The organism is Levilactobacillus tangyuanensis, from assembly GCF_003946545.1.
Taxonomy (GTDB): domain Bacteria; phylum Bacillota; class Bacilli; order Lactobacillales; family Lactobacillaceae; genus Levilactobacillus; species Levilactobacillus tangyuanensis.
In genome coordinates this window covers 27,796-44,591 of record NZ_RHOA01000015.1, presented here as the reverse complement: position 1 = coordinate 44,591, position 16,796 = coordinate 27,796, and the positions used below count along the sequence as shown (strand labels likewise).

The window sequence follows — 16,796 nt, the reverse complement described above, 5'->3', positions numbered from 1 at the left end:
AGATACGTTAGAATCCATGTATTAGAAGCTAGCTAATGGGAGAGGACTTCCATTTACACAAAAAATTTGACACTCCCGCTGAACATGAAAGCGTGTTAAAAATAACAGGTCAAGACATTGACGTCTTGACCTGAGGATTTATTGGAAAATTGAGATTATTTGAGGGCTTTGACAAAGCGGGAATTACCAGTGATATAGCCACCAGCAACCTTGTAGCGTAGGGTGTCACCCTTGTGGAAATTGTGAGCATTGGAGTAGGCCCAGCCCTTAACGGTGAAGGTGGTCTTCTTGGCGAAGCGTTGGTTCTTCTTCGTCAAGTTGCCCGTGCCGTAACGGTTGATCGCCATCTTGGCTTGAACGCGCTTAGGCATCGTGTACTTGCCAGTGATGACCAGTTTCTTGTTGGCGGAGACGTACTTACCGTTTCTGAGTTGGAAGCGCGTGGTGAGGTTATGGCTGACGATCTTCTTTACTTTGAGGACTTTACCTTGCTTGTAGTGGGTCGACTTGCCGGACAGACTACTCGTCGAATAAGAATTCAGACCACTAGGATTAATCACGGTAATCCTACTTTGTTTCTTGACGTAGTAGAGTGGTGCGACATAGTCGCTGTTGGCGGTGATGTAGCCGGTGGATCCTTTACCATTGAGGTCCTTAACCTTGTAGCGCTTTACGCCGTTCTTAGAGGTGACAGTGCCAATGACCTCGAACATGGGGCGGTTCATCCGTGACTTCTTAGCGTAAGTAGCTTTGAGAGCCTTCTTACTGAAAGTTGGGGACCCATAGAGACCAATCTTCTTGGTCGCGTAGACCACGCTGTTCTTAACGACAACATCGGCCGCAGCCTTGCGGTAGGTGTAGGTGACGGATTGATCGGAACTGGTGAATTTGCCAGATTCGTCACCGGTCGTCTTTACGAGCTGGTAGCCAGCGATGCTGAGGGGCGCCGTCTTGTAGCTGTCACCAAGTGAACCGGTTAAGGTCTTGTCCGGCTTCAGGGAGTTGCCTTGTTCATCGATGTAGTGGACGGTGACGGGCTTACTGGTGGCCGTCGGATAGGACGCTGCGGATTTAAGGACAAAGGCGTGTGGCGTGTCAGATTTATTTAATAGCCCATCGGCTAGTAAAGTCCCGTCGGCTTGTGTCGTGATGAGATCAGTCATCGGTGTTTGTAGTAACTTAGCCTCGGCGTTTTCGGAAGCCGTGGGGTCCAACTGAGCCAGTTGATCAACTGTAAGACTATCTAAGTGGAATTCAGCGGTGTTGCGTAATAAAAGTGACATCTGGGAGGTAAAGATGCTTTCATTCAAAAAAACATTATTAAATATGTCAAAGTTATCACTACCGATCATACCTTTTACTCCCTCAAGTCTTCCTAAGACGTTTCGAGTGAAATCGGCGTGGACGCTTGTATAATTAGTCTGATGTAGTTGGACCTTGGCAGCCGATGCCAATAACCAAGCATAAGCATAGGTTGTGGCTTCGTAGACGGCGGTTATGTCAGCAGAATTTTTAGCATTGCCATACATGCCCGTTGACAGCAGATAGTCAGCATATTTTTCGTCAGGCTTCACTGTGATACCAGACTTTGCTAGAACAGCCATTCGGCCAGCGGTCTCTGAGGCGTCGAAATGATCTGGCTCCGATTTGCTCAGGTTATCGGCAAAATCATCTGCCAGAATTGTGTCGCGAGAATTTATCTGAGACTTAAAGTCGCGATACCAGGGGACCTTGGTTGTGGTTCCATGGCTATCCGTAATTAAGACGTAGGGCATTTGTATCGCGCCGAAAGTAACGGCGGCATCGGTGTTACTGGGATCAGAATCAGTCGTTGAATCAGTGGTTGCCGCCTGGACGACGGTCGGGGACAAGACCCCGCCAATTAGTACGAGTGAAAGGCCGGTAAGAATGAGCCGGCGAAGTTTGCTAGTCATTTGATCGCCTCATCTATTGTCTATCTACTGATCAGTGTAACACTATTTAGAGGTTAATTGATGACCGCATCGATAACAGAACCGATAACAAAAAAGCCCCGGACAGATTCGTTCGGGACCGTATTTAAGGTGGGGGAATAGGGAAGCTAATGATAAATGTTGAGACGTTATGACTTCGGATTTTCGGGGCTTACGGCAGCATCAAACTGGATCCCTTTCGCCCATTTGAATAGATTATCTTGATAGCCGGTTTGGACGCGTTGATTGTTCTCAATCTGTGAAACGGTGGAGGATCCTAGGCCTAATTTTTCGGAGAATTCGCGAACGGGCAGGCCGAGATTGCTTCGTAGTTCGCGGATCTCTTGTGGGCTCATCAGTCCTAGCTGTTTACGATAGGCGGCAAAGTCTGCCTGGACGTTCTCTAATGGATGATCGAAGTCGACCCAGAGCTCACCAGTCGAGTCACGCCAGTAATGGTGTTGGACGGTCAAGCCGCTCAGATTCTTTACGCTGACCTTTTCTGTTTGGGTGACTTCAGTGAAGATTTCACGACGGTTAGTCTCGGGATTGAACATCACATGTGATGTTTCCAAAAAATGACACCTCCAATTTTATTGACGGAATGGAAAACTTTCATACGGGTAAATAAGTCGGTATTTGGCTTCGTGAATTGAAATCCAAATAATAATGCCACTTGGACGTTCTTGAAACTTTAGATAACATTCAGTGCTCATCAGAATTAAGCCAAATATCCAAACGTTTCCAGCTACTGGTGGAATATGATTGTCCATCAGCGGGCCGGAAATGTAGTTGCCCAAGGATAATTTTTTCAAGATTAGGTCAAATACGATCTGATCGGTAAGACCTAATTTAGAAAGTGTTTGATAATTCTTAGCCCGCGAGCTAAGCAACCAATGAGCCCGGCGATTCTTGACAGTCATTACAATTGATTTTATTTCGTCAATATTGGGCACTTGGCACATCCAAACTTGGTCGATGTGTTCTGATTCGTATCATAACATGATTTGTTTCTCACAAGAAACAAAAACCTTGCTCAAATCAGCGACCAAGGTTAGTTAGCACTTATTCTCCCGGCATCCGCAAGGTGGTCGGGAGGCTTTCTTTTTTTAATCCCAGATGATCACAGATCGTACCGAAGAGGTCGGGTGCGGCCAACAACTCGTCCAGGTCGGGAACTTCTAGTCGGTGACAGAGCATGTGAATCACGCTTGGCGTCACATAGAGTTGTTCGGCCTCCATTTGCCAGTATTCCATGGGTGAGACCCGGTAGAAGATGCAGGCAATCGCCACGGGATGCCATTCAATCTGAACCCGGACGCAACGCATGATGTCGGCATAGCTGTTGACGGCGTCGGGAGTGGGCATCTCCACCCGCGAATGCTGCTTAGCAAACTCGGCGCTGTCGGGCCATTGCATTTCCTGCTGTTGCTGGTAGGTTACCAGTCGTTGATGCTTGTAATAGGCCATTTCGGAGAGGGCGGACGTGATGTGGTCGGTTTGCCGCAGCTTAACGGCTTGGGCATAGGTGAGCTCGTAGCATTGCAGGATCAACGTCAAAAAGTCCGGATTGGGCCGGGCGATGTGATCCTTTTCCAATTCGGCCAGGTACCAAGATGGAATGCCCGTATTCTTGAGGACGGTTTCGATTGGTGCCTCGTTGGCCAAGACCAAGCGAGCGTTGGTTAGTAAATCACCCAAAGTGTGCCGCATCGGTTGCATTTTACCCCTTCTCTCTAGTACTGCTGAGTATAGCAAGATTTGGTCACCGTTGCATGGAATTCCCGTGAGAATTGACCGAATTTTATGAGAAAAATCGAATTAAATCAGTATAAAATATATTATTGTTCGCTATCGATTAATTCGATAATGTTGCCTAGAAACTTGTTAATAGGCAAATTGTAGAGGATAAACAGCAATGCATATTTTAAAAAATAAGTGTATATTTCTTGCTATTATTCGTGTTTTGTGAGAATCTATAGCCGGGCAACTGGAAGGCACGTTACGTTAAGAAGTGTCTAGATAGTCCCGAATCCTGCATAACTTATGAAGGCATGGTTGAGCACCAGAGGGTTGTCCGCCAAGTATCGAGAGCACGTTGAGTCAACGGGTTGTGTAGACTTTACCAAAATCCGATTGGAAGACGTTAGGCGGGTCGTTCCCGGTAAGCTGTTAGATGTCGACTGGACCGAAGTGATTTTTATCAAGAATATTCGGGGTCCCAAGCGTAGTTCGTTAGATACGATTGTTTGGTCACGGACCGAGGGATTCTATCGGACTAAGGTTCGGCCAAGGATGTTGTTGAACCGGTTAGCCGAATATAATGGCATTTCGTGGTTTGATATGACGATGTTCTACCGGTATCTTCACTTAACGGGACGAGTGCCTTTTGTGATTGGGCCGTTGATGTTCATTGCAACGGAAATGCCGAAGAGTCGTAGTCATACCAGTTGGATTGGGGGCCAATTCGTTCGTCACATCAACGAGGTCGCTAAATCAAATGGGAAATCAAAAGTCCGAATTGACCTGGCCAACCATATGGAAATGGTCATTTGGGATTCAGAGCCCAGGCTACGAAAGAGCTTAACGGATGCCCAGTCCGTGCTGCGTTTGGAGCAGGCTGAACAGGCTGTTCGCGCTCGGACCAATTCAGTTGAGGCTTCCAATGATTGGCTGAATGCTGTGTCGGAGTTGTATCAATTGTCGAAGGAAACATTTGCGAAAGAGGTCCTTCATAAGGCCGGCTTTGGCAAGGAAATTAAGGGGGCTGACATCAAGCGGATCGTCCGTGAGATTGACCGGGGAAATAACGATTCCTTACATCTAAATGACGAACGATAGTCGTTTATAAACTGCGTGTAACAGTCGAAATAATGGCTCATAAGCCCGCTATATAAGCGAAATAATAAAAAGTTTGGCTGAGATGTGATTTGTTTATAATATAGTCGGTTATCTATGATATGATATTTAGGTAGGGCAAGTTAGACAACAATTTGTTTGCCGCCTTACTTGCTAATATGCACGATGACTATGTTAAAGACACACCGGCGATCAATCCAGGGTTGCCGGTGGTCACGAGGAGGAAGAGCGTCATGATGGAAGCCAACAAATTAGCCGTAGATGTCGAACGAATTCACCAACTGAACTCGTTACTTCGGCCATTTATCAAACGCCCGAGCACTGGGGATGCGATCACGTTTGAACAATATCGAATTCTTCATGAACTGGCATCAGAAAAAATCAGTACCAGTGAATTGTCTCGGCGCCTAAACGTCGGCCAATCCATGGTATCTATTCAAATCAGTCGGTTGCTCAATGGTGGGTTCATCCAAGACGAAACCTTACCAACGGACCGGCGTTACCACGTCTTTCAAATCACGGCGCGGGGCCGGCGGGTTGAAGAACACGTCAGCGACATCTTGAGCGGGGTCGTTCCCGACCTGATGCGCCAACTGGCGGATATCATCGATGGCCCCACTAATGAATAAGCAATAAAAAACGGAGAAGCTGGTCAATGACCGGGCTTCTCCGTTTTCATGTCGTTATTCAGCTGCTTCGACTTCTTCTTCATCCTCTTCGGGTTCATCGATGGCATTTCCATCCGCGTCGACCAGTTGGAGTTCACTCATCCGGATAACAACTAAGTCCCCGAATGAATCGATCTTATCCGTTTCTTTCTTGGATAATTGATCGGGTTCGACTTTAACGATAACTGAGTGTTCGTAGAGTTTCGTAACGGTGCCATAGAATGAATCTGAAAATAGTTCAGTTTTTTTACAGAATACTCGATTATCTTCGTGCAGTGCCATGTAACTCGTCCCCCATTAAGGTAATTTATAACAGAGTAATGGTCAGTCGGCAAAAAGTCAAGGGAAAATGAGAAATTAGTCCCTCTGGCTGAAAGATTTAGGGGATTATCGAATATTACAGCTAACTAACTGCGCAACTGTTCGATCTTGGACTGCGTCGCGTAGTTTTGTAGCAACTCACTTTGCCGGGTCACCGCCGTGGCAAAGTTACTGAGAAAATCGATGTCGAGGTCGCTCAGTGGCCGTTGTGCCTGGGCGTCGGTTAACAGGGCATCCACCTGGTTGGCGAGATCGGTGTTGGTGGTCATCAATTGTGCAAAGGCGTCGGTGGCCACGATGCCGCCGGCAGGGGCGGCCGATTTGGCCGTGGCGTGACTGATTGGGGCTGCAGGTGTGGTGGCCGCGGTCATGGCACTTGAAACGGGTGCCGCCGTAGAGCTGGCCGCCATCTTGGTTGGCGCGATTGGGGCTTTCTTGGCGACGGATTTCTTGGTCGCCGACTTAGGTGCGGCAGCGGGGTGGTGTTGCCGCTTAGGGGCTGGTCCTTCGCTGTCGAAATAGTAGTAGACTTGCCGGGGCGTTACTGAAGCTTTTTTGATGCGGCCATCGATTGAGGGCGCGGCGGATACCGCCCCCATGACGACGGAACTCGTGTAGCCCTGGTCACCTAACATTTGACGTAAGGTGACGGCTCGTAGTCCACGAATGCCGGGGAATTTTTCATCAGATGCAACTTCGGTGATTTTATCATCCTGAAGCCACGTCATAATTTGTTGGCGGATCTTGGCCGCCTGACTATTTTTGGTATTTGCCATTGTGAACCTCCGTTTTAGTTTGATAAATGTTTTATTTAAGTTAGCTGGTTCTGTCTCGCTCGCCCCCAGCCCTGATGGGCTGGAACGCTGTGAACAGGACTTCAAGCCGAAAGGCGGTCTTGAAGGTCCGTTCTGCCTAAGCGGAGAAGGGCACTCCCCTAAGGCAGTGCCACGGCTGAGCCCGGGCTGGGGGCGAGCTGCCTGTATACCGTTGACTTAATCATAGTGAAAACTGATTAAAAAAATAGGGCGGTGAGCTTGCCCTAATGGACGTAAACTCTTTATCTCAGTCAGATTCTCCGCTTATTCCGGAAAATCAGGTGACTATCTCAAGCCAATGGGTCGCTCTCATCATAGCAGTTGTGCCTTATCAGTGGGGCACGATTAACTCGTCCGTAAATATTATTTCTATAATAGGTGGAGATTTGTGAAATAATATTAGCAAAATTGCCCGCTAACGTAGATGGCTAAAGGCTTTTGGTGGCTATAGAGGTCGATCAGAAGCCGGAGGCGGCTAGGTGAAGCGCAGTGACAATGGTCTTAGTGGGGGATTTTTCCCACTTAGAGCATGGCCGAGTTTAGAGACCGCTCTTTGGCTCTAAATCGTGCCCACAGCGCGAAACCTGGCCGCCGCAGGCGAGCCAACCACCACCAACTGTCTGGTCACGAAAACCGTCTACTTAATATTGAATCATTGTTAACCGCCGACAACAAGAGTTATTGGTCAAAACATCATGAATTTTAAGGGAGTTTTGGCACCCACTAAATTTTTTTAAGTAAGTATGGTACAATCAGAACACAAAGAGGAACGCGTTAGCGACGCTGAGTGGTTTAAGAACTTAGCGCAGCTACCGCGGCTGAAAGTGACTAGCCCGGTAGCGGCAGTTCTAATTAATATAGGAGTGAACAATTTTGCATATCTTTGAAGATGAAAACGGGATTCGTCTAGTTGTATCCCATCAGCTCGGCCATTATGCCGCGCACTTCGCGAATTACGCCCCCGAACAACGTTTCGTGAACTACGAACTTCGTCGGGACCGGCATGGCCGTTATCATCTAACGATTGAAAAAACGAACCTCGTCGAATTGGATCAAGCGGTCTTCAAGAAGCCATTGATTTTCGGTGACCTCGGCGATAGCCTGACTCCCATCAAGGGCGTCACGCTTATGTTAATCTAGTTAGAGCTAGCACCAGCTGACAAGCTGATGCTTTTTATTTACCGAACTTGTCATAAGGAGATACCCGACATGAAACGAATTTACTTAAAGGGACTCATTCCACTCATCTTAATCTTAATGGTCATGAATCTCGATCCACATACCATGGGCTTAAAGTGGTCCTGGTGGACGGTCTATCTCGTCATTAGCTACGCTTGGTTTTTCCCGACGGTCTACCGCCACTGGAGCCAAAGTGACTATAAGGAAATTGATATGACGAACAAGAATCCGGTCCAAGAGGCTCGTCGAGCTAATATTAGCAGTGAAAATACCGGTAGCTTTGGGACCGACGCCGGTGGCCGGTCGAACGGCAAGGACAAACTCAGCGACTGGGGGATCGACGTTGTGCTGCGATTTGGCGCAATCTTCCTGGGCATTGCCGGCTATGCTTGGCTGAAATTAAGACCGAAGAAGAAGTAATAACGGACTTGTTTTAAAGGTAACGACCAATTGGCCGTTGCCTTTTTTGTTGCCAGAATGAAGGGACTCAGACGTTGGGCAAGGTCAGACTGGCTATTGAATTAAACGGGGAGCCTGGAGGCGCGGGCGCTCAGCTGTGAGATTATTCTTAGTCGCGGGCTGTGCGGCTTAGAATAAGACCGACCTTCAAGACTTGCGGGCTTCAAGGCTCGAAGTCGTGTCCACAGCGTTCCAGCGCCGAAAGCGCTGCAAGGCGACCGAGTAGTATTGGAGGACAATAGATAAAGACTCAGCTACCTGCGGTAGCCGAAAAAGTTTAAACCTCTTTACTTGCTAAATGTAATTGCCAGAGTTACAGTATAACCGTAGATAAAAAAGAAAAGGGGTTCTGTACAATGACAAACGTATTAGTATTAGGTGCCCATGGGCAAATCGCCCGTTTAGCAACCGACCAACTGTTGGCCAATCCCGACAACCATTTGACGTTATTCCTTCGCAACGCTGATCGGTTAGCCGATAAGGCAAGTGACCGGGTCAAGGTGATCGATGGTGACGCCGGTAGCATCGACGACTTGAAGGCCGCTTTGGCCGGCATCGATGTCGTTTATGCGAACCTGGCGGGTAAGATTGAAGACGAGGCCAAGGCGGTCGTCAGTGCCATGGACGCGACTGGCGTGAAGCGCCTGATCTGGATTTCAACGTTGGGCATTTACGATGAGGTTCCTGGCGCCTATGGCAAGTGGAATCACCAGATGCTGGACGGTGGCTACCTTGAAACATATGCCGCCGCAGCGAAGACCATTGAAGGCTCCGACCTGGATTACACGATTATCCGGCCAGCCTGGTTATCCAATCATGATGAGATTGACTACGAAACGACTAAGAAGGGTGAACCCTTCAAGGGGACGGAAGTCTCACGGAAGTCGATTGCGGCCTTGGTCACGAAGCTGGTGGCCGATCCAACACAAGCCATTCATGAATCCTTGGGCGTTAACAAGCCAAATACCGATGGCGATAAGCCAGCCTGGCAATAGGCTAAAAGTTTTTTACGGAGCGGAACGCCTAGCGCCCGGCATTCGTTACCAGGCCGGCTAATTTAGGCGGTCAAAAAGGGTGCAATGGGCCGTGATTCGCGGTATAACTAGGGTGTGCGTTGAGTAAAAGCTCCGCATGAATCATTGCTCCAATTACTTAATATGGAATCAATTTACTGAGCTCATTCTGTGAACCTTTCCTCCAAACAAGAACCCATGGATTTGCCTGGAATTGATTCATACTTTGCGGAAATGCTGTTAGTGGTCGCTGATCACTGGCAGTATTTTTTTATTTAATTAGGGAAGAAAATTTGCGCATTTTGATTGCAAACGCTTACAACGAGTGCTATAGTAAAGCCATGGAAAGGTATCAAAGGTTGTGACAGTAACATCGGTAAGGTAACTTAAGCAACAGGAACATTTATGATTTCCGTTTTGGTAACGTGAGTCAGAGTTTCTGAGTAACTCCGAGATACTGAAAGATTCAATGCAACTAAGGTAAACCTTCTAACGAACTCTAGCAGTTCCAGGCAGTGTTATAAGTATTTGAATCAAGCACCATCGACAATTGAATAAGGGAATTCAGTTTAGCGCTTGTCAAAGCGCGATGTTGACAGACTTGAGAACAGTTCCAGGCGTTAGCTAGAGCTCGGATGTTATGGTAACAAGGGTCATGCGAAGATTTCAATAAGAATCGTTGGAGCGTGTCTTGTTGGTATGATGAAGGGATTAAAGTTTTAGATTCGACGTGACAAGCTGAAACGACAGTCAGAAATTAAAGCATATGATTGTAGTTGGACTGTGACAGCTCAGCTGGGAAATTAAAGTAATGAGGCGATTAAGTATTAAAATGATTTCGAAACGGAAATTAAGTAGTCGTCACAACCTCCTTTCCGAGAGTTAGCGGACTTCAAGTATTCTCCAAAAAACTTGAAGCCCGTTTTTTGTTTTTGGGAAGTTGGTCGTTCGGTTCAACTAGAGTTTTCCGGTTTTAGCTATGTAACGATTAGATTTTGAAACACACCAAGATCCCCTAAGTACCACGGGGTCAGCCTTTCTTTTGATCTTTGAAAACAGGACAAATTGTTGTTAGTAAATCCTTTTATCAACTTTTTGAGGACGTTCGGCAACCGGGATTGGGACGGGCCAATCGAAATAATTAAGAGTGCCAATGTTCGGAAATTACGAATTTCCGCTTTTCGCAAATCGGCCATTTACAGGCTTGGCGGGAAAAGGTATATTATTACTAGACAAAAAAACGTCGGGGGAGAATTTACAGTAATTTCACCTAAGGAGTGAGAAATAGTGGCCTTTCATCGCATCTTCGTTGTCGATTTTGCCGGGTTAGGTTTAGGGGAAGCGCCGGAAGCAAATCGCTTTCAATCTGTGGGGGCCGACACTATCGGTCATGTTGCCACTGGTTGGACCGGTCAGCTAAAGTTAGGCTTAGGAAACATTCGGATTGGCCATGAATTGCCAGGGATTGCCCCGGCAGACCAACCGACGGGTTTCTTCGGCCGGCTTCACATGCAAGCCACCGGGAACCATCCGGCAACCGGCCTGCGCGAGATGTGGGACTATACCGGTGCTTACCGGACGGAGAGCGTGCTCGATACGTTGCCGGCGGCTGGTTATCCGGTCACGGTAGCGGGGCCATTTCTCAGCTACTTACAAACCCAGCGACGCACCCGACGTTTCCAGTTGGGAGATAATCGCGGGGCATTTCGCGTACTCTTTAACCGATTGAATCATCCCGACACGGGCTTGACCTACGTGATGTTACCGGATTTCCGCTTTGCGGCCCGGCAACACGATGTGCAGGGATTTGGCGATTCGTTGATTCAAGCCGACCAATACCTGGGGCAGGTGCTTCAGGATATGGCGGCCAACGACTTGCTAATCGTCACCGCCACGCAGGCCAGCGACCCGGTGGGGACCTTACAACCGACCAGAGAGTATCTACCCTTGATTGTGGCGTCCTCGTCACGACCACAGGGCCACGCCTTAGGCATCCGCCGCACGTTAGCCGACGTGGGCGCCACCGTTTTGGAAAATTACGGTTTGGCCGCCCGCGCCGCAGGACATAGTTTTTTAAATGAGCTTACGCAATAACGATGAATGAACAACCACTTGAAAGGAGGTGAGGGGCACCAAGCCAGGGACCGCAACGTAGAGTTGTCAGGCAATCAGCGACAAATCATTATTGATAGATTTTCGCCATTTTTCTTGCCGCTGGATTGACGACCTGTCGAGAACTGGTGCTGTTCGTTCACCATAGAAGTTATGCAGTACATAATTTCTGCAGGAAACATCGAGTCAACTTTTGGATGACACTGATGTCATTCATCAAAACAATATCGGAAAGAGGTATTTTGACCAATGCTAATCGCAGTCAATATTTTAGGGGTAATTGTTTACCTCGCAATCGCTTTCTTGTTCTCAAAGAACAAGAAGAAAATCAACTGGAAGTCTACGGCTATTGTTCTGGTTCTTAACTTAGTCTTAGCCTGGTTCTTCACTAGTTTCGGTATCGGTCGTGAAATCGTTCAAGGCGCTGCTGACGGATTCAACTGGTTGGTCCAAGTGGCTTACCAAGGGATCGTCTTCGCATTACCTAACTGGGTAACGCCTAACTACGGTGGTACTGCTAAGACCATGAACTTCATCACGAGTTCATTGCTGCCAATCTTATTAGTTGTTCCAATGTTCGATATCCTGACTTACATCGGGGTATTGCCATGGATCATCAAGTGGGTTGGTCGTGGCCTTTCATTCATCACTGGTCAACCTAAGTTCGAATCATTCTTCTCTGTTGAAATGATGTTCTTAGGTAACACTGAAGCCTTAGCCGTTTCTCAATTACAATTGAAGAGCATGCGTAAGGAACGTAACTTGACGCTGGCTATGATGTCAATGTCATGTATCACTGCTTCTATCTTGGGTGCATACACCCAAATGGTTCCAGGTCAATTTGTTTTGACGGCCGTTCCAATTAACATCTTGAACGCCATCATCGTTACCAACATGTTGAACCCTGTTGAAGTGTCTGCTGAAGAAGATACCATCGCTAAAGTTGGTGGCTCAAACGCCGCTGCTGCTGAAGATGGCGAAGACGACGGCAAGCGCGAACCATTCTTCTCATTCTTGGGTGACTCCATCCTTGGTGCCGGTCGTTTAATCTTAATCATCGCCGCTAACGTTATCGCCTTCGTTGCCTTGGCAGCCCTGATCGATAAGTTACTTGGCTTGGTTAACCCTTGGTTATCATTGGAACACCTCTTGGGTATCGTAATGTTCCCATTCGCATGGTTAATGGGTCTGAGCGTCCACGATGCATTCGGCTTTGCTCAATACATGGGGACTAAGTTAGTGACGAACGAATTCGTTGTTATGGGTAAGATTGCTTCAACCATCAACACGAACGCGTTCTCACCTCACTACCGTGCCATCTTGACTGTCTTCTTAACTTCCTTTGCTAACTTCTCAACTACTGGGATGATCATTGGTTGTTTCAAGGGGATCGTCGACCGTGAAAACAACGAATTAATCTCTAAGAACGTTGGTTACATGTTACTTTCTGGTATCCTTGTTTCCCTGCTTTCTGCCGGGATCGTTGGACTCTTCGTTTGGTAATCTAACCGTCGCTCATTGCGAGTGATTCTATAAAATTGATGGCCCAGAGGCATTTGCTTCTGGGCCATCTGTGTCAATAAAACCAGTTTTTACTGGGTTTAGCTTTTGATTTTTAGGCTTACGGAGCCATCGGCTCCGGTTGGCCAGATTGGCGCTGGAACGCCGTGGACATGGCTCAGAGCCGAAGAGCGGTCTCTGAGACCAGTCTTTTCCTAATCCGAGGAAGTCACTCGAATAAGGAAAATTTCACGGCTGAGCGCCATCTGGCCCGCCCTCCGCCTTACAGGACTCGCTGTCAGTGAAATGGCGTTAGCCCGGCAACTCTGGTTCTCTAGACGTTGGTCATGAGCACCATATGGTCCTCATTGACAGTCGAATCAACGATGTAATGGTGTATTTGTTGCTCTGGTGAACACGTTTGCCGAGTGGCCCAGAACGGCCGGCAGTTGGCGTTCCCAGTTAGTCGGCGGTAATCAGAACGTGGGATTTAGAGTACGGAGGACCCGGGGCTCAGCCGTGAGATTATTCTTAGGGGAGGGAACTGCTCACCTTAGAATAAGACCGAGCTTCAAGATTCGTGGTTTTTACGAAGCTTGAAGTCGTGTCCACAGCGTTCCGGCCCCGGAAGCCGGAGTACGGGCCAGTCTCGCCATTGCGGCAAAGTTGGCCAACCGGAGCCGAAGGCTCCTGGATCTGAGAATCAAAAGCGGTCAACAAATTAGCAAAGTCAGGCAAGACAGATTCTAGTGGCTTGTGGTAAGCTGTTCGTACGGGTGTCGACCTTTCTATGAGAGTGAAACCCAGCCGGAAGTATGAGACCTTGCGGTTGCAATGCCCGTGAACTATGTGCGTCATAGCTGGCGTACTGAAAGATAGGGATTTTTATGGATAAGCAACAAGCGCAGGTGGAACGGGCGGAGAAAATGACGCTCGGGGAAGCTCTGCGACATAAGGATGTCGTCCGCAACGAACTGATCGCAGGGGTCACTGGCTTCTTTGCCATCTCATACATCATCATTGTGAACCCATTAATCTTAAAGGATGCCGGGATTCCCACTGATTTGAGTGTCTTCGCGACCATCTTCTCGTCGATCATTGGTTGTTTGGTCATGGCCTTTTGGGCCAATGCCCCAATCATCTTGACCCCGGGGATGGGTGTGAATGCCTTCTTCACGTATACCGTTGTCGTGAATATGGGCTTGAGTTGGCGTGAGGCGTTAGGGATCGCTGCGGTAGCCAGCTTTGTTTATATGTTGATTGCCTTCACCAAGGCGTCGACGGTTCTCTCGGAGGCGATTCCAGAATCGTTAAAGAGTGGGATTACGGCCGGAATTGGCCTGTTCCTGGTGGAGATTGGCCTGGAGAAAGCCGGGTTAATCGTTGCCGGGAAGTCGTCGCTGATTGTGTTGGGTGATTTGACCAAGCCCGCGACGTTACTGGCGCTGTTCGGATTGGTCTTGAGCTTCATCTTGTATATTCGCAAGGTCAAAGGGAACTTCTTCATTGGGATCATTGCGACGAGTCTGGTAGCCTTCTTCTTTGGCATCAAGGACGCCGACACCCCAACGGTTGACCTGGCTCGGCTGGGTCAATATCACAAGATTGTCTTTCAAAATGACTTCTCAAGTTGGCTCTCCACGCCATTTATCCTGGCCGCTTTCTCCATGACCATGATTCTGGTGTTCGAGTCGATGGGCCTGTTGCAAGGGTTGTTGCCCGACCAACGGAAGTTCAAGAAGACCTTTGAGGGCAGTTCTGTGACCACGTTCCTTTCCAGCTTCTTAGGGACCAGCCCAACGGTGGCGGCCGCCGAGAGTGCTTCCGGAATTGAGACGGGTGGTCGAACCGGCCTAATGTCACTGACCGCCGCAATCATGTTCGCCCTGTCATTGGTCTTCGTGCCACTGCTGGCCTACGTGCCATCCGGTGCGATTGCGCCCGTGATTATTATCACCGGGGCCATCATGATGCAGGCCATTGGCAATATTAAGATGAGCGACTTTGCGGAGTGGTTCCCAGCCTTTCTAATCATCGTGCTGATTCCACTCACCAACAGCATTTCCACGGGACTAGCATTCGGTTTCGTTTGCTATCCGGTGATGAAACTCGCATTGGGACAGGGGAAACACGTTGCCTGGCCAGTGTACCTGTTAGGATTTTTGTTCCTACTCGACTTGATCTTCAGTTCCCTGCTATAGTGGGGAACTTTACTTAAGGGTTTAACGTAAGCGGTTACGCCGCTTAAACAATAAAAACCGAATTAATTCATTGGGAGGAAATAATGATGACAACTAAGATTATTATGGATACAGATCCTGGGATTGACGATGCAGCGGCCTTAACGATGGCCATTAATGACCCAAAGATTGACTTGAAGCTGGTGACGACTGTTGCCGGTAACGTAACGGTTGATAAGACCACGATCAACGCTTTAAAGATTGTGCGTTTCTTTAACCAAAGCATCCCCGTTGCTGGTGGTGCTGAACAACCATTATTCAAGGACTTTGAAGATGCTGCACGGATTCACGGTGAATCCGGGATGCCTGGTTATGACTTCCCAACTGACCTGCCTACGCCATTGAAGAAGACGGCCGTAGAAGCCTTGCATGATGAAATCATGGCTAGTGACGAACCAATCACCTTGGTTCCAACCGGTTCATACACCAACATTGCCTTACTCTTCTCCGAATACCCAGAAGTTAAGAGCCACATCAAAGAAATCGTGGCCATGGGTGGTTCATTGAGCATGGGTAACATGACCAGTGCCGCTGAATTCAACGTCTTCACCGACCCAGATGCAGCCGCTATCATGTACAAGTCCGGTGTTCCAATCGTTATGGTTGGCTTGGACATCACCATGAAGGCCCTGTTAACTCACAAGAGTATCGAAACTTTGCCTACTTTGAACGAAGCCGGCAAGATGCTGCATGACATCATCATCCATGACGGTGACAACAGTGACGCCGGGATTGCGATGCATGACGTGAACACCATCTTCTACTTACTTCACCCAGAAGCAATTACCACGAAGGACATGTGGATCGACGTTGTGACCGATGGCGCTGCCATTGGTGAAACGGTCGGCGATATCCGTGGCGCTTACCATGACGGTAAGACGAACGCCAAGGTTTCCGTCGACATTGACTCAGAAGCCTTCAACAAGTGGTTCATCGAAGAAGTTCGGGCTATCAAGGACTAATTTCGACGATTAAATAGTTTGAATAACGAACGGCGCCCAGCTAATGTTGGGCGCCGTTTTCATTTGGTCGGATTTGTTCGGTGACCGTCAATTGCCAGTCGGGTGATTGTCGGTTGAAATGCGGTTAAATGGGCATTCGTAGGCGTCCGAAATGGCTAAGTTAACCTTTACAAGAACGGGTAGTGTTTCAATACAGAAACGAAACATAGGCCTGCTATGATGAGGGCAAACTTAGGGGAAGAGGATGATCGTATGTCAGCCGTACACTTTGATACGTTGATCTTATTGATTGTCACGTGGTTACCCATGATATGGGTTGCTAAGCCTGCTAAACATTTAAAGAAGTAACCGCAGCACCAATACTCGCCGCTGTGTGGGTACTGGTGCTTTTCTGTCTCATTGGAACGGAGCTCAACTTGACCTGATTGGAAAAGGCCGGGGGAGTCTCCGTTTCATGCTCTTGGAATTTGCCCCGGCAGTAAACCGGTGTAGATAGCAACGATCCATCTAAGACCGCAGGGCGGCCGGAAATGGGCTCAGCCGTGGGACTGCCTTGGCGGAGGGGGCTGCTCTGGTTAGGCAGAGCGGACTTTTGAGACCGGTATGTGGCTCAAAATCCTGTTCACCGCGTTCCAGCCCATTTCCGGCAACCGGAGGTTGCCAGTTTCATCGAACAACACCCCAAGCAGTGACTTTGTGCAAGATCTGCGGAAACT

Annotated in this window: 14 protein-coding genes; 9 read left to right on the top strand and 5 right to left on the bottom strand. The window is 48.4% G+C overall.

The features are described 5' to 3' along the window. Positions 1-155 precede the first annotated feature (155 nt). From EKM96_RS09270 to EKM96_RS09260, 3 genes are all read right to left on the bottom strand, one after another. The gene (locus tag EKM96_RS09270) at positions 156-1,934 is read right to left on the bottom strand and encodes a DUF5776 domain-containing protein (protein WP_125642915.1); all 1,779 of its coding nucleotides are present in this window, start codon (positions 1,932-1,934) and stop codon (positions 156-158) included. A 167-nt stretch (positions 1,935-2,101) separates the two neighbouring features. Next, on the bottom strand, positions 2,102-2,527 hold the full coding sequence (locus EKM96_RS09265; protein WP_125642912.1) for a helix-turn-helix domain-containing protein: 426 nt from the start codon (positions 2,525-2,527) through the stop codon (positions 2,102-2,104). A 490-nt stretch (positions 2,528-3,017) separates the two neighbouring features. Beyond that, positions 3,018-3,674, bottom strand: a complete 657-nt coding sequence (locus EKM96_RS09260; RefSeq protein ID WP_125642909.1) for a hypothetical protein — start codon at positions 3,672-3,674, stop codon at positions 3,018-3,020. Between the two features lie 336 nt (positions 3,675-4,010). Between EKM96_RS09260 and EKM96_RS09255 the strand changes: the two genes are divergently transcribed. Both EKM96_RS09255 and EKM96_RS09250 read left to right on the top strand, forming a co-directional pair. Continuing rightward, positions 4,011-4,793 (top strand): hypothetical protein, encoded by a 783-nt coding sequence (locus EKM96_RS09255; protein WP_164511020.1) that lies wholly within the window; start codon positions 4,011-4,013, stop codon positions 4,791-4,793. 251 nt (positions 4,794-5,044) lie between these two features. Then, positions 5,045-5,440 carry a MarR family winged helix-turn-helix transcriptional regulator gene (locus EKM96_RS09250; protein WP_125642918.1) on the top strand — a complete coding sequence of 132 codons (396 nt, stop codon included), beginning with the start codon at positions 5,045-5,047 and terminating at the stop codon, positions 5,438-5,440. A 54-nt stretch (positions 5,441-5,494) separates the two neighbouring features. Here EKM96_RS09250 and EKM96_RS09245 read toward each other — a convergent pair whose 3' ends face one another. Both EKM96_RS09245 and EKM96_RS09240 read right to left on the bottom strand, forming a co-directional pair. Further along, complete coding sequence (locus EKM96_RS09245; protein ID WP_061775770.1) at positions 5,495-5,761, bottom strand: hypothetical protein; 267 nt, start codon at positions 5,759-5,761, stop codon at positions 5,495-5,497. 125 nt (positions 5,762-5,886) lie between these two features. Beyond that, positions 5,887-6,576 (bottom strand): hypothetical protein, encoded by a 690-nt coding sequence (locus EKM96_RS09240; RefSeq protein WP_125642904.1) that lies wholly within the window; start codon positions 6,574-6,576, stop codon positions 5,887-5,889. A gap of 912 nt (positions 6,577-7,488) precedes the next feature. Between EKM96_RS09240 and EKM96_RS09235 the strand changes: the two genes are divergently transcribed. From EKM96_RS09235 to rihC, 7 genes are all read left to right on the top strand, one after another. Further along, positions 7,489-7,755 carry a hypothetical protein gene (locus tag EKM96_RS09235; RefSeq protein WP_061775768.1) on the top strand — a complete coding sequence of 89 codons (267 nt, stop codon included), beginning with the start codon at positions 7,489-7,491 and terminating at the stop codon, positions 7,753-7,755. Positions 7,756-7,824: 69 nt separating this feature from the next. Beyond that, a complete protein-coding gene (locus tag EKM96_RS09230) occupies positions 7,825-8,214 on the top strand; it encodes a hypothetical protein (protein WP_125642901.1) in 390 nt (129 codons plus the stop codon). 395 nt (positions 8,215-8,609) lie between these two features. Continuing rightward, a complete protein-coding gene (locus EKM96_RS09225; protein ID WP_125642899.1) occupies positions 8,610-9,248 on the top strand; it encodes an SDR family oxidoreductase in 639 nt (212 codons plus the stop codon). Between the two features lie 1,305 nt (positions 9,249-10,553). Then, complete coding sequence (locus tag EKM96_RS09220; protein WP_125642896.1) at positions 10,554-11,360, top strand: alkaline phosphatase family protein; 807 nt, start codon at positions 10,554-10,556, stop codon at positions 11,358-11,360. Between the two features lie 267 nt (positions 11,361-11,627). Then, complete coding sequence (locus tag EKM96_RS09215) at positions 11,628-12,881, top strand: NupC/NupG family nucleoside CNT transporter (protein WP_125642893.1); 1,254 nt, start codon at positions 11,628-11,630, stop codon at positions 12,879-12,881. Between the two features lie 884 nt (positions 12,882-13,765). Continuing rightward, positions 13,766-15,079, top strand: a complete 1,314-nt coding sequence (locus EKM96_RS09210) for an NCS2 family permease (protein ID WP_125642890.1) — start codon at positions 13,766-13,768, stop codon at positions 15,077-15,079. 86 nt (positions 15,080-15,165) lie between these two features. Next, positions 15,166-16,080 (top strand): ribonucleoside hydrolase RihC, encoded by a 915-nt coding sequence (gene rihC, locus EKM96_RS09205; protein ID WP_125642887.1) that lies wholly within the window; start codon positions 15,166-15,168, stop codon positions 16,078-16,080. The last annotated feature ends 716 nt before the right edge of the window (positions 16,081-16,796 follow it).

Coding starts and splice junctions, on each gene's coding strand:
- EKM96_RS09210 (WP_125642890.1), top strand. CDS start 13,766: ATGGATAAGCAACAAGCGCAGGTGGAACGGGCGGAGAAAATGACGCTC.
- rihC (WP_125642887.1), top strand. CDS start 15,166: ATGACAACTAAGATTATTATGGATACAGATCCTGGGATTGACGATGCA.
- EKM96_RS09225 (WP_125642899.1), top strand. CDS start 8,610: ATGACAAACGTATTAGTATTAGGTGCCCATGGGCAAATCGCCCGTTTA.
- EKM96_RS09250 (WP_125642918.1), top strand. CDS start 5,045: ATGATGGAAGCCAACAAATTAGCCGTAGATGTCGAACGAATTCACCAA.
- EKM96_RS09215 (WP_125642893.1), top strand. CDS start 11,628: ATGCTAATCGCAGTCAATATTTTAGGGGTAATTGTTTACCTCGCAATC.
- EKM96_RS09230 (WP_125642901.1), top strand. CDS start 7,825: ATGAAACGAATTTACTTAAAGGGACTCATTCCACTCATCTTAATCTTA.
- EKM96_RS09260 (WP_125642909.1), bottom strand. CDS start 3,674: ATGCAACCGATGCGGCACACTTTGGGTGATTTACTAACCAACGCTCGC.
- EKM96_RS09245 (WP_061775770.1), bottom strand. CDS start 5,761: ATGGCACTGCACGAAGATAATCGAGTATTCTGTAAAAAAACTGAACTA.
- EKM96_RS09270 (WP_125642915.1), bottom strand. CDS start 1,934: ATGACTAGCAAACTTCGCCGGCTCATTCTTACCGGCCTTTCACTCGTA.
- EKM96_RS09240 (WP_125642904.1), bottom strand. CDS start 6,576: ATGGCAAATACCAAAAATAGTCAGGCGGCCAAGATCCGCCAACAAATT.